The organism is Kitasatospora sp. NPDC091207 (genome assembly GCF_044768625.1).
Lineage (GTDB): Bacteria > Actinomycetota > Actinomycetes > Streptomycetales > Streptomycetaceae > Kitasatospora.
Genome location: NZ_JBIVVS010000002.1, coordinates 105,644 through 127,897 on the forward strand (window position 1 = coordinate 105,644; position 22,254 = coordinate 127,897).

General features: G+C 73.4%; 18 protein-coding genes. 13 read left to right on the forward strand and 5 right to left on the reverse strand.

Annotated features, from left to right (window positions below; all coding sequences use genetic code 11):
- The first annotated feature begins 583 nt into the window (after positions 1-583).
- Positions 584-1,636 (forward strand): isopenicillin N synthase family dioxygenase, encoded by a 1,053-nt coding sequence (locus tag ACIQTO_RS05125; RefSeq protein WP_402383061.1) that lies wholly within the window; start codon positions 584-586, stop codon positions 1,634-1,636.
- A gap of 144 nt (positions 1,637-1,780) precedes the next feature.
- Positions 1,781-2,551, forward strand: a complete 771-nt coding sequence (locus ACIQTO_RS05130; RefSeq protein WP_402383063.1) for a MerR family transcriptional regulator — start codon at positions 1,781-1,783, stop codon at positions 2,549-2,551.
- Here the strand turns inward: ACIQTO_RS05130 and ACIQTO_RS05135 are convergent.
- From ACIQTO_RS05135 to ACIQTO_RS05150, 4 genes are all read right to left on the reverse strand, one after another.
- Positions 2,541-4,712 carry a 3-hydroxyacyl-CoA dehydrogenase NAD-binding domain-containing protein gene (locus ACIQTO_RS05135; RefSeq protein WP_402383066.1) on the reverse strand — a complete coding sequence of 724 codons (2,172 nt, stop codon included), beginning with the start codon at positions 4,710-4,712 and terminating at the stop codon, positions 2,541-2,543. The two genes, ACIQTO_RS05130 and ACIQTO_RS05135, sit on opposite strands and share 11 nt — an antisense overlap.
- A gap of 88 nt (positions 4,713-4,800) precedes the next feature.
- Positions 4,801-6,015 (reverse strand): acetyl-CoA C-acetyltransferase, encoded by a 1,215-nt coding sequence (locus tag ACIQTO_RS05140; RefSeq protein WP_402383069.1) that lies wholly within the window; start codon positions 6,013-6,015, stop codon positions 4,801-4,803.
- 128 nt (positions 6,016-6,143) lie between these two features.
- Positions 6,144-7,286, reverse strand: a complete 1,143-nt coding sequence (locus tag ACIQTO_RS05145) for an acyl-CoA dehydrogenase family protein (RefSeq protein ID WP_402383071.1) — start codon at positions 7,284-7,286, stop codon at positions 6,144-6,146.
- A 10-nt stretch (positions 7,287-7,296) separates the two neighbouring features.
- Positions 7,297-8,490 (reverse strand): CaiB/BaiF CoA transferase family protein, encoded by a 1,194-nt coding sequence (locus ACIQTO_RS05150; protein WP_402383074.1) that lies wholly within the window; start codon positions 8,488-8,490, stop codon positions 7,297-7,299.
- A gap of 237 nt (positions 8,491-8,727) precedes the next feature.
- Here ACIQTO_RS05150 and ACIQTO_RS05155 point away from each other — a divergent pair, with 237 nt between their 5' ends.
- From ACIQTO_RS05155 to ACIQTO_RS05185, 7 genes are all read left to right on the forward strand, one after another.
- Positions 8,728-9,198 (forward strand): hypothetical protein, encoded by a 471-nt coding sequence (locus ACIQTO_RS05155; protein ID WP_402383077.1) that lies wholly within the window; start codon positions 8,728-8,730, stop codon positions 9,196-9,198.
- Between the two features lie 46 nt (positions 9,199-9,244).
- Positions 9,245-11,395 carry a DUF6571 family protein gene (locus ACIQTO_RS05160; protein ID WP_402383080.1) on the forward strand — a complete coding sequence of 717 codons (2,151 nt, stop codon included), beginning with the start codon at positions 9,245-9,247 and terminating at the stop codon, positions 11,393-11,395.
- A gap of 1 nt (position 11,396) precedes the next feature.
- Positions 11,397-12,494, forward strand: a complete 1,098-nt coding sequence (locus ACIQTO_RS05165; protein ID WP_402383082.1) for a hypothetical protein — start codon at positions 11,397-11,399, stop codon at positions 12,492-12,494.
- Between the two features lie 113 nt (positions 12,495-12,607).
- Positions 12,608-12,751 (forward strand): hypothetical protein, encoded by a 144-nt coding sequence (locus tag ACIQTO_RS05170; protein WP_402383085.1) that lies wholly within the window; start codon positions 12,608-12,610, stop codon positions 12,749-12,751.
- Positions 12,748-14,034: a sensor histidine kinase gene (locus ACIQTO_RS05175; protein ID WP_402383088.1), complete on the forward strand. Its 1,287-nt coding sequence runs from the start codon at positions 12,748-12,750 to the stop codon at positions 14,032-14,034. The genes ACIQTO_RS05170 and ACIQTO_RS05175 overlap by 4 nt, the downstream gene beginning before the upstream one ends.
- The gene (locus ACIQTO_RS05180; RefSeq protein WP_402383091.1) at positions 14,031-14,708 is read left to right on the forward strand and encodes a response regulator; all 678 of its coding nucleotides are present in this window, start codon (positions 14,031-14,033) and stop codon (positions 14,706-14,708) included. The genes ACIQTO_RS05175 and ACIQTO_RS05180 overlap by 4 nt, the downstream gene beginning before the upstream one ends.
- 208 nt (positions 14,709-14,916) lie before the next feature.
- A complete protein-coding gene (locus ACIQTO_RS05185) occupies positions 14,917-15,576 on the forward strand; it encodes a Pr6Pr family membrane protein (protein ID WP_402383092.1) in 660 nt (219 codons plus the stop codon).
- A 146-nt stretch (positions 15,577-15,722) separates the two neighbouring features.
- On the opposite strand, the gene ACIQTO_RS05190 is transcribed toward ACIQTO_RS05185, so the two are convergent.
- Positions 15,723-17,330, reverse strand: coding sequence for an ABC-F family ATP-binding cassette domain-containing protein (locus ACIQTO_RS05190; protein WP_402383095.1), 1,608 nt, complete (start codon positions 17,328-17,330; stop codon positions 15,723-15,725).
- A 440-nt stretch (positions 17,331-17,770) separates the two neighbouring features.
- Between ACIQTO_RS05190 and ACIQTO_RS05195 the strand changes: the two genes are divergently transcribed.
- From ACIQTO_RS05195 to ACIQTO_RS05210, 4 genes are all read left to right on the forward strand, one after another.
- A complete protein-coding gene (locus tag ACIQTO_RS05195) occupies positions 17,771-18,970 on the forward strand; it encodes a hypothetical protein (RefSeq protein ID WP_402383097.1) in 1,200 nt (399 codons plus the stop codon).
- A gap of 167 nt (positions 18,971-19,137) precedes the next feature.
- Complete coding sequence (locus tag ACIQTO_RS05200; protein WP_402383099.1) at positions 19,138-20,775, forward strand: ABC-F family ATP-binding cassette domain-containing protein; 1,638 nt, start codon at positions 19,138-19,140, stop codon at positions 20,773-20,775.
- Between the two features lie 67 nt (positions 20,776-20,842).
- Positions 20,843-21,517 carry a nitroreductase family protein gene (locus tag ACIQTO_RS05205; RefSeq protein WP_402383102.1) on the forward strand — a complete coding sequence of 225 codons (675 nt, stop codon included), beginning with the start codon at positions 20,843-20,845 and terminating at the stop codon, positions 21,515-21,517.
- Between the two features lie 76 nt (positions 21,518-21,593).
- Positions 21,594-22,229, forward strand: coding sequence for a GNAT family N-acetyltransferase (locus tag ACIQTO_RS05210; RefSeq protein WP_402383104.1), 636 nt, complete (start codon positions 21,594-21,596; stop codon positions 22,227-22,229).
- Positions 22,230-22,254: the final 25 nt, after the last annotated feature.

A 22,254-nucleotide genomic window follows, 5' to 3' on the forward strand; every position in this document is an offset into this window, starting at 1 on the left:
CCCCGCCCCGCCGGGGCCGGGGGGGCGGCCGGCGCCCCCGGGGGGCGCGCCACTCGGGCGCGACCGCCGGGCGCCGCGGGCCGGGGGGGCGCCCCCGCGCGCCCCCTTGGCGCCCCCCGCGGGGGGGCCCCCCCCGCCCCCCGCCGCCCCCCCCCGGGGCGGGGGGGGGGCGGGGGCGGCGCCCGGCTCCCCGGTGGGTCGCGACAGTCGGGCGCGACGGCCGGGCGCGACGGCCGGGCGGGGGCCGCCCGCGCGCGGCCCCGGAGGGGCTCCGCAGGACATCCGCAGGGTCGATTGTCAGGAGCACGACATGAACCCGACGCACGGGTCTCCCCGCCGCTCCGACCGTCATTTAGGCTGGTGACGTGCTCATACTCGTTCGTCGTCTCCACGTGGACCTGCTCCGCGTGACGAGCATGTCCTGTCGACGCTCCGGCTGAACCTCGCGCCTCCCACCCTCACGCGGTCCCCACCGACCGCGTCCCCCCTCCTGGCCCCGGGGCTCCCGCCGCACCAGGCGTGGCCCCGGCGTCCCCGGTCGATCACCGGGAACGGCCAGGACGAGACCCAGCGGATGTCACCCATGACGCAGCAGCACCCCTCCACCTCCCCGTCGGCCGCCGCCCCCGCGGACGCCCTCCCCGTGATCGACCTCTCGCTCGCCGACGGCACCCCCGACGACCGGCTCCGCCTGCACGACGAGCTGCGGGCCGCCGCCACCGGCGTCGGCTTCTTCCAGCTCGTCGGCCACGGCGTCACCCCGGCCGAGACGACCGCCCTGATCGACGCGATGCGGGCGTTCTTCGCCCTCCCGGAGGCCGACCGGCTCGCCGTGAGCAACCTCAACTCCCCGCACTTCCGCGGCTACACCCGCACCGGCGACGAGCTCACCGGCGGCAGCCAGGACTGGCGGGACCAGCTGGACATCGGCGCCGAGCTGCCCCCGCACGTCCCGGGGCGGGGTGAGCCGCCCTACTGGTGGCTGGAGGGCCCGAACCAGTGGCCCGGGACACTGCCGGAGCTGCGGACCGCCGCGCTCGGCTGGATCGACCGCCTCGGCTCTGTCGCCCAGCGGCTGCTGCACGAGCTCCTCACCTCGATCGGCGCCGGCCCCGACTTCTACGACTACGCCTTCGCCGGCCACCCCCACCTGCGCCTGAAGCTGGTCCGCTACCCCGGCACCGCACCCGACGGCGCCGGCCAGGGCGTCGGCGCGCACAAGGACTACGGCTTCATCACGCTCCTGCTCCAGGACACCGTCGGCGGCCTCCAGGTCGAGCGCGCGGACGGCAGCTTCCTGGAGGTCCCGCCGATGGAGGGCGCCTTCGTGGTCAACCTCGGCGAGCTGCTGGAGGTCGCCACCGACGGCTACCTGAAGGCCACCAGCCACCGCGTGGTCAGCCCGGCCGGCGCCCGCGAGCGCTTCTCCGTCCCGTTCTTCTACAACCCCCGCCTGGACGCCCACATCGAGCCGCTCGACTTCCCCCTGGCACACCACGCCCCTGGCGCCACCCAGGACCCGGGAAACCCGCTCTTCGCCGAGTTCGGCCTCAACGAGTGGAAGGGCTACACCCGCGCACACCCCGAGGTCACCCGCCGCCACCACCCGGACCTCGCCGACGCCGGCTCCCGCTGACGACGACCGCTGACGCCGGCCGACCGGTCCACCGGGGCCCCTCCCGCCACCGGTCCGCCGCGCGACACCGGTGGACCGGTCGGCCGGGCACTGTCACACTGCTGCTGTTACAGCACTGGTGCGACAGGGTCGAAGGGGTGGCGGATGGCGGCGCGGGAGGGTGTCGAGATCCGGCTGACGGTCGACGAGCTGGCGGCGCGGGCCGGGGTGACGGTGCGGACCGTCCGTTTCTACGGGACGAAGGGACTGCTGCCGCCGCCCGAACTCGGACCGCGCCGGGTCGGGCTGTACGGCGCGGACCACCTGGACCGCCTCGGGCTGATCGAGGAGCTCCAGCGCCAGGGGCTCACCCTGGCGGCGATCGAGCGCTACCTGGCGTCACTGCCGCAGGACAGCACGCCGCTGGACCTGGCGATCCACCGGGCCCTGGTGGCCTCCTGGACCCCGGAGGCGGCGGAGGAGCTGAGCCGGGGGCAGTTGGAGCGGCGGGCCGGGCGGGGGCTCTCGCCGGAGCAACTGGCGCGGCTGGCGGCGATGGGCGCGCTGGAGCGGACGGCGGACCCGGAGGTCTTCCGGGTGGATCCGGGGCTGCTCCCGCTCGGGGTGCGGATCCTGGACGTGCCGATCCCGCTGGAGACCCTGCGGGCGGCGCGGGCGGTGGTCCTGGAGCACAGCCGGGCGACGGCCCACGAGCTGCAGCGGCTGTTCCGCGAGACGGTCTGGAAGCCCTACCGGGAGAGCGAACCGGCGCCGGCGGAGCTGGAACGGATGAAGGAACTGACGGACCACATCCAGCCGATGGTCGCGCAGGCGCTGGTGACGGCGTTCCAGCGGTCGCTGCGGGAGGAGCTGGGCGAGGCGGCGCGCTCGGTGGAGGCCGCCGACCCGCCCAGCCGTCCGGCCGTCAGTCGGTGAAGGTCCGGCCCTCGGCGGCGATCCGCTCCAGCAGGGCCGGCGGCGCGAACCGCTCGCCGTAGCCGGCGGCGAGCTCGCGGGCACGGGCCGCGAAACCGGCCGGGCCGCCCTCGTACCCGTTGATGTACTGGAAGACCCCGCCCGTCCAGGCCGGGAAGCCGATGCCGAGGATGGAGCCCACGTTGGCGTCGGCGACCGAGGTCAGCACGCCCTCCTCCAGACAACGGACCGCGTCCAGCGCCTCGCTGAAGAGCATCCGCTCCTTGAGGTCCTCGAACGGGACGGCGGCCCCGGCCGGGGTGAAGTGCTCGCGCAGGCCCGGCCAGAGCCGGCCGCGCCGGCCGTCCTCGCCGTACTCGTAGAAGCCGGCGCCGCCGCTGCGCCCGGGGCGGCCGAACTCGTCGACCATCCGGTCCACCACCGCGTCCGCCGGGTGGGCGGTCCAGGTGCCGCCGGCCTCCTCGACCGCGCGCCGGTACTCGTCGCGGATCTTGCGCGGCAGGGTGAGCGTCAGCTCGTCGAGCAGCGAGAGCACCTTGGCGGGGTAGCCGGCCTGGGCGGCGGCCTGCTCGACGGAGGACGGGTCGACGCCCTCGCCGACCATCGCCACGCCCTCGTTGATGAACTGGCCGATCACCCGGGAGGTGAAGAAGCCGCGCGAGTCGTTGACCACGATCGGCGTCCGGTCGATCTGGCGGACCAGGTCGAAGGCGCGGGCGAGCGCCTCGTCGCCGGTCCGCGGGCCGCGGATGATCTCCACCAGCCGCATCTTGTCGACCGGCGAGAAGAAGTGCAGGCCGATGAAGTCGGCGGTGCGCCCGACGCCCTCGGCGAGCAGGCCGATCGGCAGGGTGGAGGTGTTGGAGCAGAGCAGCGCGTCCGGCGCCACCACGTCCTCGATCTCCTGGAACACCTTCTGCTTGAGCTCGGGATTCTCGAAGACGGCCTCGATCACCACGTCGCAGCCGGCCAGATCGGCGGCCTCGGCGGTGGGGGTGATCCGGGCGAGCAGTTCGTCGCGCTGCTCGCCGGTGCTGCGGCCGCGTGCCACCGCCTTGTCCAGCAGGGCGGCGGAGTGGGCCTTCCCGCGCTCGGCCGCCTCGACGGTGACGTCCTTCAGCACCACCTCGATGCCGGCCTTGGCGCAGGTGTGGGCGATGCCCGCGCCCATCATGCCGGCGCCGAGCACGGCGACCCTGCGCACCGTCCGCTTCTCGACGCCCTGCGGCCGTCCGGCCCCGGAGTTGACCGCCTGCATGTCGAAGAACAGCGCCTGGATCATGTTCTTGGCGGTCTGCCCGCAGACCAGCTCGGTGAAGTAGCGGGCCTCGATCACCATCGCGGTGTCGACGTCCACCTGGGCGCCCTCGACCGCCGCCGCCAGCACGTTGCGCGGCGCCGGGTAGGGCGCGCCGGCCAGCTGCTTGCGCAGGTTGGACGGAAAGGCGGGCAGGTTGGCGGCGAGCGCCGGGGTGGCCGGGGTGCCGCCGGGGATCTTGTACCCCTTGACGTCCCAGGGCTGGACGGCGCTCGGGTTGGCCTCGATCCAGGCGCGCGCCCGGGCGGTCAGCTCCTCCGGGGTGTCGGCCAGTTCGTGCACCAGGCCGTGCTGGAGCGCCTGCTCCGGGCGGTACTGGCGGCCCTGGAGGAGCACGTTCAGCAGCGCGTCGGTGATGCCGAAGAGCCGCACCGTGCGGACGACTCCGCCGCCACCGGGCAGCAGGCCGAGGGTGACCTCGGGCAGGCCGATCCGGGCGGCGGGCGTGTTCAGGGCGATCCGGTGGTGGCAGGCCAGCGCGATCTCCAGGCCGCCGCCGAGCGCGCTGCCGTTGACGGCGGCGACCACCGGCTTGCCGAGCGTCTCCAGCCGGCGCAGCGCGCGCTTGATCCGCATCGACTTCTCGAAGACGGCGGCGGCGTCCTCGGGGCGGGCGGCGGAGAGCATCCGGAGGTCGCCGCCGGCGAAGAAGGTCTTCTTCGCCGAGGTGATCACGACGCCGCGCAGCTCGTCGCCGAGGGCGGCGAGGCGCTCGACGGTGGCGTCGAAGTCGGCCGTGAAGGCGTCGTTCATGGTGTTCACGGACTGGGCGGGGTCGTCGAGGACGAGGGTGACCACGCCGTCCTGGTCCTGCTCCCAGCGGATGGTGGTGGTGTCGCTCATGGGTTCGGGGTCTCCTGTGAGGGCCGGGACAAGGGGGGCGCCGCGCGTACCGCGCCGCTGGAGGGGGCGGCGGCGGGCGACCGGAGGCTCAGACGCGCTCGACGACGGTGGCGATGCCCATGCCGCCGCCGACGCAGAGGGTGACCAGGCCGAACTGCAGGTCGCGGCGCTCCAGCTCGTCGACCACGGTGCCGAGGAGCATCGCGCCGGTGGCGCCGAGCGGGTGCCCGAGGGCGATCGCGCCGCCGTTGACGTTCACCTGGTCCGGGCGGAAGCCGAGCTCGCGGACGAAGCGCAGGGCGACGGCGGCGAAGGCCTCGTTGATCTCGACCAGGTCGATGTCGGCGGCGGTCAGCCCGGCCTTGGCGAGCGCCTTGCGGGTGGCGGGGGCCGGTCCGGTGAGCATGATCGTGGGCTCGGACCCGGAGACCGCGGCGGAGACGATCCGGGCGCGCGGGCGCAGGCCGTACCGCTCGCCGATGCCCCGGTTGCCGATCGCGACCAGGGCGGCGCCGTCCACGATGCCGGAGGAGTTGCCGGCGTGGTGGACGTGGTCGACGGCCTCCACCCAGTGGTACTTCTGCAGGGCGACGGCGTCGAAGCCGCCGGCCTCGCCGATGCCGGCGAAGGAGGGCTTGAGGCCGGCCAGGGTCTCCACGGTGGTGCCGGGCCGGATGAACTCGTCGCGCTCCAGCACGACCAGGCCGTTGCGGTCGCGGACCGGGACGACCGAGCGGTCGAAGAGGCCGTCGGCCTGCGCCTTGGCCGCACGGGCCTGCGACTCGGCGGCGAAGGCGTCCACGTCGGTGCGGGAGAAGCCCTCGATGGTGGCGATCAGGTCGGCGCCGATGCCCTGCGGGACGAAGTGGTTCTCGTAGTTGGTCATCGGGTCCATCGCCCAGGCGCCGCCGTCGGAGCCCATCTTCACCCGGGACATCGACTCGACGCCGCCGGCCAGGATGAGGTCCTCCCAGCCCGAACGGACCTTGGCGGCGGCCAGGTTGACCGCTTCCAGGCCGGAGGCGCAGAAGCGGTTCTCCTGGACGCCGGCCACCGAGTCGGGCAGGCCGGCCGTGATGGCGGCGATCCGGGCGATGTCGGAGCCCTGGTCGCCGAGCGGGCTGACCACGCCGAGCACGATGTCGTCGACGGCCGCCGGGTCCAGCTCCGGGAAGCGGCGGCGCAGTTCGTGGATCAGGCCGACCACCAGGTCGATCGGCTTGGTGCCGTGCAGTGAGCCGTTGGCCTTGCCCCGGCCGCGCGGGGTGCGGATCGCGTCGTAGACGTACGCTTCGGTGGTCACGGTGGAGAGCCTTTCGGGGGTCTGACCGGGCGAGGGGGTGTCCGGGCGAGGAGGGTGTCCGGGCGAGGGGTGTTCGGGGCGCAGGCCGGTCGGCGAGGGGCGGACGACCGGCCGCGGCGGGAGCGGCGTCAGCCCAGCAGGGAGCGTCCGACGATCTCCTTCATGATCTCGGTGGTCCCGCCGTAGATGGTCTGGATGCGGCCGTCGGTGAACGCGCGGGCGACCGGGTACTCGCTCATGTACCCGTACCCGCCGTGGAGTTGGAGGCAGCGGTCGGCGGTGCGCTTCTGCAGTTCGGTGGCCCACCACTTGGCCATCGAGGCGTCGGCCGGGGTGAGCGCGTAGCGGTTGTGCTCGGTGATGCAGCGGTCCACGAAGGCGCGGGTCACCGCGCACTCGGTGGCCATCTCGGCGATCTCGAAGCGGATGTGCTGGAGCTTGGCGAGCGGCCGGCCGAAGGCCTCGCGCTGCTTCACGTACTCGGTGGTGATCTCGACCAGGTACTCGGCCCCGGCGATCGCGGCGGCCGCGATGGTGAGCCGCTCCTGCGCGAGGTTCTGCATCAGGTAGTGGAAGCCCCGGTGCTCCTCGCCCAGCAGGTTCGTCTTCGGGACGCGGACGTCCTCGAAGAACAACTCGGCGGTGTCCTGGGCCTTCTGGCCGATCTTGTCGAGGTTGCGGCCGCGCTCGAAACCGGGCATCCCGCGCTCGACCACCAGCAGGCTCAGACCGCGCGCGCCGCCCTCGGGGGTGGTGCGGGCGACCACCACGACCAGATCGGCCAGGATGCCGTTGGAGATGAAGGTCTTGGCGCCGTTGAGCAGGTAGTGGTCGCCCTGGTCGACGGCGTGGGTGCGGATGCCCTGGAGGTCGGACCCGGTGCCGGGCTCGGTCATCGCGATGGCGGTGATCAGTTCGCCGCCGCAGAACCCGGGCAGCCAGCGGCGCTTCTGCTCGTCGGTGGCGAGCGCGGTGAGGTACGGGCCGATGATGTCGTTGTGCAGGCCGATCGCCAGACCGGAGGCACCCGCGCGGGCGAACTCCTCGGCCAGCACGGCGGCGTAGCGGAAGTCGGCGGCGCCCCCGCCGCCGTACTCCTCGGGGACGGCGAGCCCGAGCAGGCCCTGCCGGCCGGCGGCGAGCCAGGCGGACCGGTCCACGATGCCGGCCCGCTCCCAGCGGTCGTAGTGCGGCAGCACCTCCTTGGCGAGGAAGGACCGGACGGTCGCCCGGTAGTCCTCGTGCTCCTCGGTGTAGATGTCGCGTTCCACGGCAAGCTCCTTATCGGGCCTCGGCGTCCGGGGTGGTCCGGGCGTCCGGGGTGGTCCGGGCGTCCGGGGTGGTCCGGGCGTCCGGGGGCAGCAGGGCGGGCACGCCCCAGTCGCGGGCCACCGCCGCGGTGTCGGCGCCCGGCCGGGCCGGCGGCCGGCGCAGCGTGCCGGGGGTGGCGGAGAACCGGGGCGCGGGGGCGGGCTGGGTCACGCCGTCCGCCTCGACGTACGTGCCGCGGGCCACCAGGTGGTCGTACGAAGCGGCCTGACGGAGCGTCAGGACCGGTTCCACGCAGGCGTCGGAGCCGGCGAAGACGGCCTCCCACTCGGCGCGGGTCCGGGTGGCGAAGCGGGCCGCGATCAGCTCCCGCAGTTCGGGCCAGCGGGCCACGTCGTACTGTCCGGGCGCGTCCGGTCCGAGCCCCAGCAGCCGGGCGAACTCGGCGTAGAACCGCGGCTCCAGCGCGCCGACGGCGAGGTCGCCGCCGTCCTTGGCCCGGTAGACCGCGTAGCAGGGCGCGCCGCCGTCGAGCAGGTTGACGCCCCGGCGGTCCTGCCAGCGGCCGGCCGCGAGCAGGCCCCAGAGCACGGTGGTGAGGTGGGCGGCGCCGTCCACGATGGCCGCGTCGACGACCTGGCCGGTGCCGGTCGCGCCGGCGTGGTGGAGGGCGGCGAGCAGACCGACGACCAGGTAGAGCGAGCCGCCGGCGTAGTCGCCGAGCAGGTTGGCGGGGACGGCGGGCGGCTGTTCGGGGGATCCGATCAGGCCGAGCACCCCGGCCACGGCCGCGTACCCGATGTCGTGACCGGCCCGGGCGGCCAGCGGGCCGTCCTGGCCCCAGCCGGTCATCCGGCCGTAGACCAGGGCGGGGTTGCGGGCCAGGCAGGCGTCCGGGCCGACGCCGAGGCGTTCGGCGACGCCGGGCCGGTAGCCCTCGATCAGCAGGTGGGCGCGCTCGACGAGGTCGAGCACCTGGCCGGGCCCCCCGGGGGACTTCAGGTCGACCAGCACCGAGCGCTTGTTGCGGTTGGTGACGTCGTAGGCCGGATCCTGGGCCAGCGGCGAGGGGTCGGGCCGGTCCACCCGGACCACGTCGGCCCCGAGGTCGGCCAGCAACATGCCCGCGAAGGGGCCCGGGCCGATCCCCGCGAGCTCGACCACCCGGACGCCGGCCAGCGGGCCGGGGCTGCTCGGGCCACGCACGGGCCACCACCCCTTCGGGGTTTGACAGTAAAGCTGTAACACTCGCGATGATAGGGATGCGACCCGCCGGTAACAAGACCCTTCGCCCGCCGACACGGCCCTGGCGCTTCCTTGGCGCGGACCGTGCAACCGGGGTGACGGAGGGTGCGTCGGTACACCTACGGGGCGGGCCGGTACGGTCGTCCTGCTGTCAAAGGGGTTCTGACCTCTCGTCGGAGGAAAGGAAAGAAGACGCACATGGTTTCCCCAGGGTTCACCACCGGGCCGGTCCAGCCGGCCTCCCCGCCGGGCGCACCTCGCAACCCGTCGCCGGACACCATCATCCCGATCTCGGCACCGGGCACGTCCCCGTTCGCGGCCGGGCCCACCCCGAATCCCGCCCCCGGCCCGCCGCCGTCCGCCCCCACCACCCGGCTGGACCGGCCGCACGAGCTCAACGCCTCGGCCGGCATCGCCCGGCAGATCGCCACCGACCTGGACAGCGCCAACGGCAAGGGCGGCAACAACCTCGCCGAGCACGCGAGCACCGCCGCCACCAGGATCCGCGGCTTCTCCTTCGGCGGCGCCCTCACCGGCTCCACCGAACGCTGGCTGCAGCAGTGCAAGAGCCTGCACGACAAGCTGACCGCCACCGCCGACAACCTCGACACCACCCAGCGCACCTACCAGGCCAACGAGCACGCCACCGCCGGCCAGTTCGGCCACTGAGCCCCCGGCCCCGAGAACCGAGAACTGACAGAGGAGCCCCAGAGGCATGGTGTCCTTCAAGGAACTGCACGAGGCCGACTTCTCCGGCGTCACCGAGACGGCCGAGGCCTGGACCAACATGGCCAAGGCGCTCACATCGCTCGACACCCGGGTCGGCACGGACCTCACCAACACCCCGCAGCGGGCGGGCTGGCAGGGCGCGGCCGCCGACGACGCGGGCCGCACGCTCAAGACCATCGACACCGACTTCACCCAGGCCTCCGGCGTCGCCACCGCCCTCGCGGCGATCATCCGCGACGCGGCCTCGGACTTCACCGCCGCCCGCAAGGACCTGGACGCGGCGCTCCACGACGCGGAGGGGCAGAAGCTCGCGGTGGCCGCCGACGGCACGGTCAGCTGGCCGCCGATGCCGACCGACTCCACCTCGCACAACGACCCCGACTTCCAAGAGGCCCAGCGCCAGTACCAGGGCGACATGAAGGGCAAGGCCCAGGGGATATCCGACCGGCTGACCAGGGCCGTCGAGAAGGCCACCGCGGCCGACCAGCGCGCCTCGTCCGCCCTGCAGACCGATGTCGGCACCAGCACGACCGCCTTCAACGCCAGCCCCTACGGCGGCGGCGACGTGGCCGACGCGAAGCGCGCCACCGACCTGCTGAGCAAGGCCGGCAGCCTCTCCGACGAGGAGCGCCAACGGCTGCAGAACCTGATGGCCGCCAACTCCGGCTCCAAGGACTTCTCCACCACCCTGCTCAACGGCCTCAAGGCGGGCGACAAGACCGGCCCGGACGCGCTGCTGGTGTACGCCAAGACCTACGGTGACCTCGCCCACGGCGACCGCAACGCCAAGGACTACCAGGACATCTACGGCAACCTCTCCCAGGTGCTCGCCACCGCCACCAAGGACGGCGGCATGGGCAAGGAGTGGCAGGACAACCTGCTCAAGGCCGCCCGCAAGCCCGGCGGTTCGGCCGCCGGGTTCAACGACAGCTACCCGGCCCTGACCGAACTGATGGGCGCGAAGGGCGACTACGACAAGGCGTTCCTGGAGAAGGTCGGCAACGACCTGGTCGACTACGAGAAGAACAGCAAGACCAAGGGCGAGCAGTTGTGGGGCCCGCTCTACAGCGGGGTGATGGACAAGCAGGGCGACCCGATGGGCGGCCTGATGCGGGCGATGAGCCGCAACCCGGAGGCGTCCAAGGAATTCCTCGACCCGGGCGCCAACAAGAACCTCGACTACCTGCTCAAGGACCGCACGTGGCCCAATCAGGGCTACGAGGACAAGCAGCTCGACAGCATCGCGCGCAACACCTCCCGCGGCGCCTTCGGCGACGCCCTGGAGGCCGCCGCCACCGGCCGTGACCCGCACGGCAACCAGCCGCCCGCCCGGCCCCACGACGAGGCGATGGCTCGGATCATGTCCGACACCATCACGCATCTCGGCGGTGACAAGGCCGGCCACGAGAACGAGCTGCCCGCAGGCCTGCGGCGCCCGCTCGGCAACATGATTGCCGACTACGCACCCGACACGTACGAAATTCTGGGCAAGAACGTCGGGGGCACCTCGGAGACAAGCAAGCTGACCATCGACCGTGATCAACTGATCCGGACCATCCGGGGAGTGGCCGAGGACCCCGAAGCGTTCAAGGCCATCCACTACGCGGAGACCCAGGAAGTCGCCCGTCGACTCGACACCTACCCGGCCGAGGCGTTCAGGCCTGACAGCACCGGCCGTCCGAATCACACGATCGAGGGATTCACCCAGGAGGCCGGTCAGGTCATGGGCGTACTCAGCGGTACCCGGTCGGATGTCATCACCGACCACCGCGACGACGAGGTCTTCAAGAACAATTGGCGCGCCAAGCTCGACTATCACGTCATTGGAACCCCTCTTACCGCCATACCCGTCGCCGGCGACCTGATCCAGCGACTCGTCGACGTCGGCACCTCCGACTACGCGAACGGGCTGAACGCCGAGGCCGACCTGAAGACCCAGGAAGAGCTGTCGAAGACGTTCTCGGGGGGCTACAACCAGCTTGATGCCATGATCCGGGAGCGGGCGAGCATCGCCGGGCTCTCGGACCAGGAGATCAAGGCCACGGGCGGCGTCACACAGTCCCTGCTCCATCAGACCGACCTCAGCTACCACACCGGGGTCAACGAGACCTACCGTAATGCACTGGGCCGGAGCTGAGATGAAGCACGCGGATCACCACGACGACCCGTCCGTCGACTGCGGGCAGGGCGAAACGCAAGGAGTCGGCACTCGGCTGGACACTGCGCTGACAGCCCGCGGCTTCACCACCCGGCGGCTGCGCCTTCGGGCGGCGGCCGTGATCGTGGCGATCACGGCCGGCGTCTCGGGGGTGCTGCTGTACAACCTGACGAACGTGCTGGGACCGGACAGCGTGTGCGGCGGTGCCGCGACGGCGGACGAGGTGCACGCGGCCCTGGGCCCCGGACGGATCAGCGAGGAGAAGAGCGACGGCTGGTCGCCCAGCACCTACGACGGGCCGGGATCGTGCGTAGCAACGGTCAGCTCCGGTCTGTTCGGAAAGTCAGAACGGTCCGCGTCCTTCCACATCGCTTTCGACGCGAAGACCGCAGACGGCCCGGCGGCGCCGGACGCGCGTCTGTTCTCCGGCGACGCGGTCGGTGGTGTGACCGGTTCCAAGGCCTGGGCGGTGCTTCCCGAGGGTTGTACCAAGGGGTTGCGGGCCGAGGTGGGCCTCAGCGACGACAGCGACAGGGTCGAAGGCCTCGCCCGGCTGGCCGTGGTGTTCGCGAACACGGCCGCCAAGGAGAGGAACTGCGGGGACGGAAGGACACTCGCGGTGAAGAGCCTGTCGGCACAGGGCGCCCGGATGCCCGTCGACTTCGCCGGGCTCTGCGGGCTCCCCGGTATGGCCCCGGCCAAGGCTCCCGACGCGAAGAACACCTACCGACAGCAGGCGACCACCGCGTTCACCCCGGTCTGGTCGTGCGCGATCACCAGCGACGAGACGTCCCGCCCGGTCGAGACCTTCTCGATCACCACCGAGCCCAGGGTCACCGGCGACCGCCCTGAGTACAGCATCGAGGCACCCGGGTTCGGGCGGGCGCGCTGGACTGCCGACCGCGCGAGCCGCGCGCTGGTCGTGACCTGCCAGGGCAAGCCGGTCTACTTCTCCATGGGCGACGGCTTCGCACCGGGGGTGGCGACGCACTACCTGTTCCCCGACCGGACCGACCTCTGGAAGCAGTTCCTCACCGCCGGCGGCACGGCGATCGGCTGCGAGCCGATCATTCCCTAGCCCGTCGCGGCCACCCGGCCCGGGTCTCCAGGGAGGAGACCCGGGCCGGCGGCTCCCCCCGGCGGGGGAGGCGGATCGTCGCCGGGACGGACGTCCCCGGCCGGCGCCGGGCGATGCCCGGACTGCTCACCCTGGTGCAGTCCGTCCAGGTGGTGGCCGGGCTGCTGGTGCTGGTGGTGGGCACCCTCGCCCTGGTCGAGCGGGCGGCGGCAAGCCCCTCGGGGGCCAAGGCCGCTGACGTAGAGTCGGCCCGGTGAACACGGGGGCGGGCACGGGACGGTGGGGGCCGCGGCGCGCCGGGAGCGCGCTGGCCGGCCGGCGGGCACGGCTGCGCTGGGTGCACCTGGTGCTCGGCGGCGCGCTGCTGATGCCCTACTGGATGCTGTCGACCGTGCTGCTCGGCGCGCTGAACCCGGCGCACGGTCCGGTGGTCCAGCTGCTCCTCTACTTCGCCGCGCTCGGCCTCTCGCTGCCGATGGCCGCCGTCACCGCCCTGGTCCCGACCGTCCGGGCGCTGGAGGGGGCGGCGGCCCGGGCGCTCTGCGCGCCGCACCGGGCCGAGGAGGTCGCCACCGGACCGGCCCGCTCGTGGGCGGCCCGGCGCCGGACCGCCGTCTGGTACGTGCTGCACGTGCTGTTCGGCGGGGTGGTCAGCGGGATGACGCTGGCCGGGACGCCGTTCGCGGTGGTGCTGGTGATCTCCCCACTGGGCGGGCCCGCGACGGACGACGTGGTGCGTTTCTGGCAGGACCGCGGGTTTCCGTCCTGGCTGCCCGGACCGCTGCTGGGCCTGTCGCTCCTGCTGCTGATCCTCGCCGTCAGCGCCGGGCTCGGCGCCCTGCTCGCCCGGTGGGCGCCCGTGCTGCTCGGCCCGGCCCCGGAGGAGCGGCTGGCCGCCGCCGAACGCCGGGCCACCGTCCTCGCCCAGCGCAACCGGCTCGCCCGCGAGCTGCACGACTCGGTCGGCCACGCGCTCAGCGCGGTCGGCATCCAGGCCTCGGCGGCCGCCCGGGTGCTGCGGTCCGACCCGGACTTCGCCGCCGAGGCGCTGCGGGCGATCGGCGAGACCGCACGGGCGGCCGTCGCCGAGCTGGACGCCGTGCTCGGCCTGCTGCGCGAGGAGGACCGGACGGACGCGGAGCCCGCCGGGCCGACCCTGGCCGGGCTGGACGACCTGCTGCGCCAGCTCGCCCGCACCGGCGTCGCGGTCGATGCCGAGCTGGCCCCCGGCCTGGACCGGCTGCCCGCCGCCCTGTCCCGCGACGCCTACCGGATCGTCCAGGAGGGGCTGACCAACGTGCTGCGGCACGCCGGGCCGGCGCCCGCCGGACTGCGGGTGGGGCGGGCGGCCGACCGGCTGGAGATCGAGCTGACCAACCCGCTGGGCCCGGCCCGCCCCAGCCGCCCCGGCGGCGGCCGGGGACTGCGCGGGATCGGCGAGCGGACGGCGGTGCTGCGCGGCGGGTACGCGGCCGGTCCGACGGACGACGGCACGAACTGGCGGCTGGCCGTCTGGCTGCCACTGGAAGGGGATCGATGAACGACACGACCGGAGCCGTCCGCGTGGTCATCGCGGACGACGAACGACTGGTGCGGACCGGCCTGCGGGTGGTGATCGACGCGGAGCCGGACCTCACCGTGGTCGGCGAGGCGGCCGACGGCGCCGAGGTCGTCCCGCTGACCCGCGCGCTGCGCCCGGACGTGGTGCTGATGGACGTCCGGATGCCCGGCATCGACGGCATCCGGGCCACCGAGCAGTTGGTCGGCGGGATGGCCGAGCCGCCCAAGGTCCTGGTGGTCACCACCTTCGAGCACGACGACCACGTGTACGACGCGCTGCGGGCCGGCGCCGCCGGGTTCCTGCTCAAGCGGGCCAGCGCGGAGGAGATGGTGCAGGCGGTGCGGCTGGTCGCGCGCGGGGACTCGCTGCTCTTCCCGGCCGCCGTGCGTGAGCTCGCGCTGCGCCAGGTGCCGGCCGGGCGGCGGACGGCCGGCGCCGGGCGCGGGCCGATCGACCGGCTCACCGAGCGGGAGGGCCAGGTCCTGCGGCTGATGGCCGCCGGGCTGAGCAACGGGGAGGTCGCCGGGCGGCTGGTGCTCAGCCCGGAGACGGTCAAGACGCACGTCGGCAGCGTGCTGGCCAAGCTCGGGGCCCGCGACCGCACCCAGGCGGTGATCGCCGCGTACGAGTCGGGTTTCGTCCTGCCGGGGTGACGGCCGAGGCCGGTGGCGGGCGCGCGGGCGGGCCGGCAGGCCGGCGGCTGAGCAGGCGGCAGGCGGGCAGGGCCGGTGGCGGGCGGGCAGGCGCCCACCACCTGCGGTGACGTTTCTTCCGTCCCGGCCCTACCAGCGAGTAGAGTGCGACCTTCCCCCCTCCACCGCCCGATACCTCCCGTATCGCCTGAAACGAACTGGTGACCGCATGTCAGTCCGGACCAGCCCCGCGCTCTGGTGGCGCATGGGCATCGTGCTCTCGGCGGGCCTCGGCCTGACCCTCCAGACCGCCCCGCTGGTCTACTTCACCGTCCAGAGCAACGTGATCGTGCTCGGCTACTTCATCGGCGCGGTCTACTGGATGGTCAAGCGCGGCACGGTGGACGCGCCCGCCCCCCGGCTGCGCGGGGCCGCCACGCTCTACATCCTGATCACCGGACTGGTCTCGCACATCCTGCTGGAGCACGGCGCCAACCCGCTGCCCGGGCTCTTCGACGGACCGGACAAGCTGCAGCACTGGTCGTCCTTCTTCCTCCACTACGTCACGCCGGTGATGGTGATCATCGACTGGCTGACCCTGAAGCCGCGCAACGCCTCCGCCTGGCGTGACGTCCCGCTCTGGCTGGCCTTCCCGCTCGGCTACGCGGCGATCGTGCTCGCCCGCAACGCGCTGTTCTCCAACTACCCGATGCCCTACCCCTACTTCTTCTTCGACCCGACGACCAAGGGCTACGGCTACGTCTGGGGCCAGATCGCGCTGCTGACCGTGGAGTTCGTCGTCCTCGCGGCGACGGTGATCGGCCTGGACCGGCTCGGCACGCTGGTCGCCGGCAAGCTGCGGCCGGCGACGGAGCCCAGCGGCGCCTGACCCCGCCCGGCCGGAAAGCCGGGTTGAGCCCCGGCCGAACCGGCCGAACCGGACCAGCCCGAACCGACCGAGCCGGCTCGAACCGAAACGGCCCGGACCGGCCCGGACCGGCCAGAAAGCCGGACCGGACACCGCAGCCACCACGGCTACATCGGCTCCACCGGCCGCAGTTCGCCGTCCAGCTCCAGCCAGCGGGTGATCCCGAGGCCGCGCAGGAACGGCAGATCGTGGCTGGCGACGATCAGCGCCCCCTGATAGGCGGCGAGCGCCTGGGTGAGCTGGCGGACGCTGGCCAGGTCGAGGTTGTTGGTCGGCTCGTCGAGCAGCAGGAGCTGCGGCGGCGGGTCGGCCAGCAGCAGGGCGGCCAGCGTGGCGCGGAACCGCTCGCCGCCGGAGAGGGTGGCGGCGAGCTGGTCGGCCCGGCCGCCGCGGAACAGGAAGCGGGCCAGCCGGGCCCGGATCGCGTTGTCCCCCGCCGAAGGGGCGAACAGCTTGACGTTCCCCGCGACGGTGAGCCCGTCGTCCAGCAGGTCGAGCCGCTGCGGCAGGTGGCGCAGCGGCACCGGGGTGGTGATCTCCCCCTCCAGCGGAGCGAGTTCGCCCGCGATGGTGCGCAGCAGGGTGCTCTTGCCCGCGCCGTTGCGACCGGTCAGGGCGATCCGCTCGGGCCCGCGCAGATCGAGGTCGGCGGTGGTGCCGTACGCCAGCCGGACCTTCTGCAGGGTGAGCACGGTGCGCCCGGCCGGCACCGCGGTGCGCGGGAGGTCGATCCGGATCTCGGCGTCGTCCCGGACGGCCTCCTCGGCGGCGGTGAGCCGCTGTTTGGCGTCCTCCAGCCGTTCGGTGTGCATGCCCTGGAGCCGCCCCGCCGTCTCCTGGCCCTGGCGTTTCAGCTTGCCGGCGACGATGTGCGGGTCGTTGCGGGTGACGGAGCGCTTCCTGCCGTAGCTGGCGCTGCGGTCCAGCTTGCTGCGGGCGTCGACCAAGTCCCGCTTCTGGCGCTGGACATCGGCCTCGGCATGGCGCAGCAGCCGCTCGGCGGTCTCCTGCTGCGCCGCGACGGTGTGCTCGTAGTCGGCGAAGTTGCCGCCGTACCAGCTGACTTCACCGTCCCTGAGGTCGGCGATCTGGTCCACGTGCTGCAGCAGCTCGCGGTCGTGGCTGACGATCACCATCACGCCGCTCCAACCGGCCACCGTCTCGTACAGCCGCTCGCGGGCGGACCGGTCGAGGTTGTTGGTCGGCTCGTCGAGCAGCAGGACGTCGGGGCGGCGTACCAGCAGGGCGGCCAGCCGCAGCAGGACGGCCTCTCCGCCGGAGAGTTCGCCGGTGGTGCGGTCGAGGGCCAGCCGTTGCAGGCCGAGCCGGTCGAGGGTGGCGCGGGCGCGCTCCTCGACGTCCCAGTCGTCGCCGACGGCGTCGAAGTGGCGCTGGTCGGTGTCGCCGGACTCGATGGCGTGCAGGGCCTCGCGGGTGGCCCGGATGCCGAGCGCCTCGTCGACCCTCAGCCCGGTGTCGAGGGTCAGGCCCTGCGGCAGGTAGCCGAGTTCGCCGCCGACCTTGACGGTGCCGGCGGTCGGGGTGAGCTCCCCGGCGACGAGGCGCAGCAGGGTGGACTTGCCCGCGCCGTTGAGCCCGATCAGGCCCGTCCGGCCGGGGCCGACGGCGAGGTGGAAGCCGTCGAGCACGGTCGTGCCGTCGGGCCATTCGAAGCCGAGGTCGGTGCAGAGGACAGCGGTGCTGGGTTGTGCCATGGAGGCCTCCCGGGTGGTTGCGAACGATCTGGGGAGCAACACGGGAGACACCGCGGGCGGTACGCGGGGAGCCTGGAGGGGGCCGGGGGCCTTCGAGGGAATCGGGCGAAGGGACGCCGGGCCGGCTCACCACTGAGATCGCGCACTCGCACACGCACACACCGCGCGCAGCAGGGCTGCGGGGCGGCGGGGGGCGGTGTCTCGGGACCTCAGTAGAGCAACGGCCTTCTCCTGTTCTGGCGGGTGACTCGGATCACGCTACGGAGGCCTCCGGGCCCTCGCAACCGATTAATTCGGTGCGGATCACGTGCCGATCCCGTGACAGCTCCGTTCCGGTCCGGTCCGCGGGCGGGGTCGCCTTTGCCCGCGTGGCAGACTCCTCACCTGCCACGCCTGCGGTTCGGGCGGTACGGCGTGTATCCACAGGGGGAACTGAACTCATGTCACCGATATCCCGGACGACGCGTGCCGCGCTGGGCGCCTCCGTCGTCGCGCTGACGATGGTGGTCGCGACCGCGTGCGGTCCGGACAACAGCGACGCCACCGGGGCCCAGACGGCGGCGCCGACCACCGCCGTGACCAGCGCCGCCGGTACGCCGGGCGCCGCACCGGTCAAGCTGCCCACCCTCGACGAGCTGAAGAAGTGGAAGTTCGAGGACTGGGACAAGTGGGCCCAGCAGAACGTGATCACCCCGGCCGTGCAGGGCTTCTGGGACCTCCAGAAGATCCTGAAGGCCAAGCCGGTCAAGCCCGGTCCGGGCGACTCGCCCACCGGCCGGCCGACGGCCCAGCCGACCGGGGCGGCGCCGAGCGGACCGGCCTCCCAGCCGCCGGCGGACAACGGCAACGACCCGTTGCCGAAGGTGGTCCAGGAGAAGCCCGTCCCGCACCCGTACGCGAAGAACTACCACGTGAACGGCAAGCTGTTCTTCCAGGACGGCAACCAGGACTACGTCTGCTCCGGCACCGTGGTCTCCGACCCGGCCAACCCCGGCAAGAGCAATCTGGTGTGGACCGCCAGCCACTGCCTGCACGGCGGCAAGGGCGGCAAGTCGCACACCAACATCACCTTCGCCCCGGCGTTCAACAGCACCGGCGCGGTGAGCGGCGGCAAGCAGGCCGCGCTGCCGCTGGCCGAGCCGTACGGCGAGTGGGGCGCGGTGGCCGGCATCGTCTCCCCGACCTGGGCCGACGAGGCCGACCCGGAGTACGGCGGCCCGTGGAGCCAGTACGACTTCGGCATCATCCGGGTGGCCAACCCGGACGGCAGCAACAAGTCGCTGGAGGAGGTCGTCGGCGGCTCCGTGCCGGTCTGGTTCAACGCCCCGCGCGACCAGATCACCGGCGTGAGCAGCTTCGGCTACCCGGCCGGCAAGCCGTTCGACGGCATGGAGCTGGAGCACTGCGACAGCGGCAAGCCGGTCCGCCACACGATCGACCCGAGCCGCCCGGCGATGCTGACCATCGGCTGCAACGGCACCGGCGGTGACAGCGGCGGCGGCTGGTTCGCGGCCAAGGACGGCAAGCAGGTGCTGGTCTCGGACACCTCGATCGGCGGCAACGACAACACCTGGGAGGCCGGCCCGTACCTGGACGACGTCGCCCAGCACGCGCTGGAGTACATGTCCAAGCGGAAGTGACCCCGGTCACGTCCTGGCCGGCCCGGCGGGCCGGCCGGCTCGTGACCCGGGCGGCCCGCCGGACGGGGTCCGCGGCCCGCGCGACCGCCGTCCGGACCCCCGGGGCCCGCGGCCTTCCCGCCGCGGGCCCCGGGGCGCTCTCCCGCTCTCCTAGAATCGGAGACATCATGAGCGCCACACTCGTAGTCAAGGACCTCGTCGCCGGCCACGGCGACCGTACTCTCTTCTCCGGCCTGGACCTGGTCGTCGCCCCCGGTGACGTGATCGGGCTCGTCGGGGCGAACGGCGCCGGCAAGTCGACGCTGCTGCGGCTGCTGGCCGGGCTGGACACCCCCGAGGGCGGTTCGCTGCGGCTCAGCCCGGCGGGCGCCAACATCGGCCACCTGCCGCAGGAGCCGGAGCGGCGCGAGGGCGAGTCGGTCCGGGACTTCCTGGCCCGGCGCACCGGCGTGGCGGCCGCGCAGGCGGCGCTGGACGAGGCCACCGAGGGCCTGGTCGAGAGCCGCCCCGGCGCCGACGACGCCTACGCGGCGAGCCTGGACCGCTGGCTGGACCTCGGCGGCGCCGATCTGGAGGAGCGGGCCGAGGAGGTCGCCGACTCGCTCGGGCTGAAGGTCTCGCTGGATCTGCCGATGACCGCGCTCTCCGGCGGCCAGGCCGCCCGGGCCGGCCTCGCCTCGCTGCTGCTGTCCCGCTACGACGTCTTCCTGCTGGACGAGCCGACCAACGACCTCGACCTGGACGGCCTGGAGCGCCTGGAGTCCTTCGTCAAGGGCCTGCGCGCGGGCACCGTGCTGATCAGCCACGACCGCGAGTTCCTGGCCCGGACGGTCACCCGGGTGCTGGAGCTGGACCTCGCCCAGCAGCAGGTCAACCTGTACGGCGGCGGCTACGAGGCGTACCTGGAGGAGCGCGCGACGGCCCGCCGGCACGCCCGCGAGGACTACGAGGAGTACGCCGACACCAAGTCGGGCCTGGAGGCCCGGGCGCGGATGCAGCGCGGCTGGATGGAACACGGGGTGCGCAACGCGCGCCGGAAGTCCTCCGACAACGACAAGATCGGCCGGGCGATGCGGACCGAGTCGACCGAGAAGCAGGCCTCCAAGGCCCGGCAGACCCAGCGGATGATCGAGCGGCTGGACGTGGTCGACGAGCCGCGCAAGGAGTGGGAGCTGCGGATGGAGATCGCCACCGCGCCGCGCTCCGGCTCCGTGGTCGCCACCCTGCGCTCGGCCACCGTGCGTCGCGGCGACTTCGCGTTCGGCCCGGTGGACCTGCAGATCGACTGGGCCGACCGGGTCGCGATCACCGGCGCCAACGGCGCGGGCAAGTCCACGCTGCTGGCCGCGCTGCTCGGCCGGCTCGAACTCGACGGCGGCAACGCCGTCCTGGGCTCGGGCGTGGTGGTCGGCGAGGTGGACCAGGCCCGCGGCCTCTTCCTGGGCGGGGAGCCGCTGTCGGACGCGTTCGCGGCCGCCGTACCGGAGTTGACGCCGGAGGAGGTGCGGACCCTGCTGGCCAAGTTCGGGCTGAAGGCGGCGCACGTCCTGCGGCCGGCCGCCACCCTCTCCCCCGGCGAGCGCACCCGGGCGGCGCTGGCGCTGCTCCAGGCCCGCGGGGTGAACCTGCTGGTGCTGGACGAGCCCACCAACCACCTGGACCTGCCGGCCATCGAGCAGTTGGAGTCCGCGCTGGCCTCGTACACCGGCACGCTGCTGCTGGTCACGCACGACCGGCGGATGCTGGACACGGTGTCGGTCAACCGGCGGATCGAGGTCCGCGGCGGGCGCGTCCACGAGAGCTGAGTGGTCTGGTCCATTCGGGCGGTCCGGACCCTTCCCGGACCGCCCGTCATGTGCTGTGCTGTCGGCCATGGTTGACAGTGCAGAGGCAGGGACGCCGTACCCGACCGTCCCGCTGACCCCGATGACGGTGCCCGCCCACGAGGCCGAGGCACGCAGCAGGTCCTTCCACGACGTGATGGCCCGGCGCCGGACCGTCCGCGACTACGCGACCCGCCCGATCCCGGACGGCGTCGTCGAATGGGCGGTCCGCACCGCGAACACCGCGCCCAGCGGCGCGCACGTCCAGCCCTGGCGGTTCGTGGTGATCACCGATCCGGAGCGCAAGCGGCGGCTGCGCGAGGCCGCCGAGGCCGAGGAGCGCGAGTTCTACGCGCACCGGGCCTCCGAGGAGTGGCTGGCCGCGCTGGCGCCGATCGGCACCGACTGGCAGAAGCCGTTCCTGGAGGACGCGCCCGCCGTGATCGTCGTCTTCGAGGTGCACAAGGGCCCGGGGTCGCCGCGCCCCTACTACACCAAGGAGTCCGTCGGCATCGCCGTCGGCCTGCTGCTCGCCACCCTGCACCAGGCGGGCCTGGCCACCCTGACCCACACCCCGAGCCCGATGAAGTTCCTCAACGAGGTGTGCGAACGGCCGGCCGAGGAGCGGGCCGCCTACGTCATCCCGGTGGGCTACCCGGCGGAGGGGGCGCGCGTCCCCGACCTGCGGCGCAAGGAGCTCGACGACGTCCTGGTACGCCTCTGACACGCCCCGGGGCGGCGCCGGCGCCCCGGCGGTTCGCCGGTGGTCGGCGCTCCGGGGCGCGCCCATAATCGCTGTCATGACACACGTCACGCCACCACCCAGCGAGGACGTCCGCCACCCCGGCCCCGCCACCCGACGGCGCGGGCCGGCCCCGGGCGAGATCTCCACCGGCCGGCCGCCGGAACTGCTGCGGCTGGCCGGCGGGATCTCCCTGCACCGCCGCTCAACCGCCTACGCGCGTGCGCTCAACGCCGCCGTCCGGAGCGATCTGGAGCACCTGCGGCCCTGGCTGGAGTGGGCGGCCGAGGCCCCCACCCTGGCGCAGACCACCGAGCTGGCCCGGGCCGGCGCGGCCGCCTGGGACGCGGGCACCGATTTCCTCTATCTGGTCGGCCTGGACGCCGAACCCGGCAGCGTGATCGGCTCGTTCGGCCTGCACGGCCGGATCGGACCGGGCGCGCTGGAGATCGGCTACTGGGTGGGTTCGCGGCACGGCGGCCGCGGCATCGCCACCACCGCCGCCGGGGCGCTGGCCGGGGCCGCGCTCGCCCTGCCCGGGGTCGGACGGGTGGAGATCCGCTGCGACCAGGCCAACGCCGCCAGCGCCGCCGTGCCCCGCAAGCTCGGCTTCCGGCTGGACCGGATCGCCGACGCGGTGGTGCGGGCACCCGGCGAGACCGGCCGGCAGCTGGTCTGGGTCAAGGAGGGCTGAGCGGGTCGAGCACGGCGGAGCGGGG

Bases quoted from the DNA above. Each gene is read 5' to 3' on its own strand.
- ACIQTO_RS05125 (WP_402383061.1), top strand. From the start codon at position 584: ATGACGCAGCAGCACCCCTCCACCTCCCCGTCGGCCGCCGCCCCCGCG.
- ACIQTO_RS05130 (WP_402383063.1), top strand. From the start codon at position 1,781: ATGGCGGCGCGGGAGGGTGTCGAGATCCGGCTGACGGTCGACGAGCTG.
- ACIQTO_RS05135 (WP_402383066.1), bottom strand. From the start codon at position 4,712: ATGAGCGACACCACCACCATCCGCTGGGAGCAGGACCAGGACGGCGTG.
- ACIQTO_RS05155 (WP_402383077.1), top strand. From the start codon at position 8,728: ATGGTTTCCCCAGGGTTCACCACCGGGCCGGTCCAGCCGGCCTCCCCG.
- ACIQTO_RS05160 (WP_402383080.1), top strand. From the start codon at position 9,245: ATGGTGTCCTTCAAGGAACTGCACGAGGCCGACTTCTCCGGCGTCACC.
- ACIQTO_RS05165 (WP_402383082.1), top strand. From the start codon at position 11,397: ATGAAGCACGCGGATCACCACGACGACCCGTCCGTCGACTGCGGGCAG.
- ACIQTO_RS05170 (WP_402383085.1), top strand. From the start codon at position 12,608: ATGCCCGGACTGCTCACCCTGGTGCAGTCCGTCCAGGTGGTGGCCGGG.
- ACIQTO_RS05180 (WP_402383091.1), top strand. From the start codon at position 14,031: ATGAACGACACGACCGGAGCCGTCCGCGTGGTCATCGCGGACGACGAA.
- ACIQTO_RS05185 (WP_402383092.1), top strand. From the start codon at position 14,917: ATGTCAGTCCGGACCAGCCCCGCGCTCTGGTGGCGCATGGGCATCGTG.
- ACIQTO_RS05190 (WP_402383095.1), bottom strand. From the start codon at position 17,330: ATGGCACAACCCAGCACCGCTGTCCTCTGCACCGACCTCGGCTTCGAA.
- ACIQTO_RS05195 (WP_402383097.1), top strand. From the start codon at position 17,771: ATGTCACCGATATCCCGGACGACGCGTGCCGCGCTGGGCGCCTCCGTC.
- ACIQTO_RS05200 (WP_402383099.1), top strand. From the start codon at position 19,138: ATGAGCGCCACACTCGTAGTCAAGGACCTCGTCGCCGGCCACGGCGAC.
- ACIQTO_RS05205 (WP_402383102.1), top strand. From the start codon at position 20,843: ATGGTTGACAGTGCAGAGGCAGGGACGCCGTACCCGACCGTCCCGCTG.
- ACIQTO_RS05210 (WP_402383104.1), top strand. From the start codon at position 21,594: ATGACACACGTCACGCCACCACCCAGCGAGGACGTCCGCCACCCCGGC.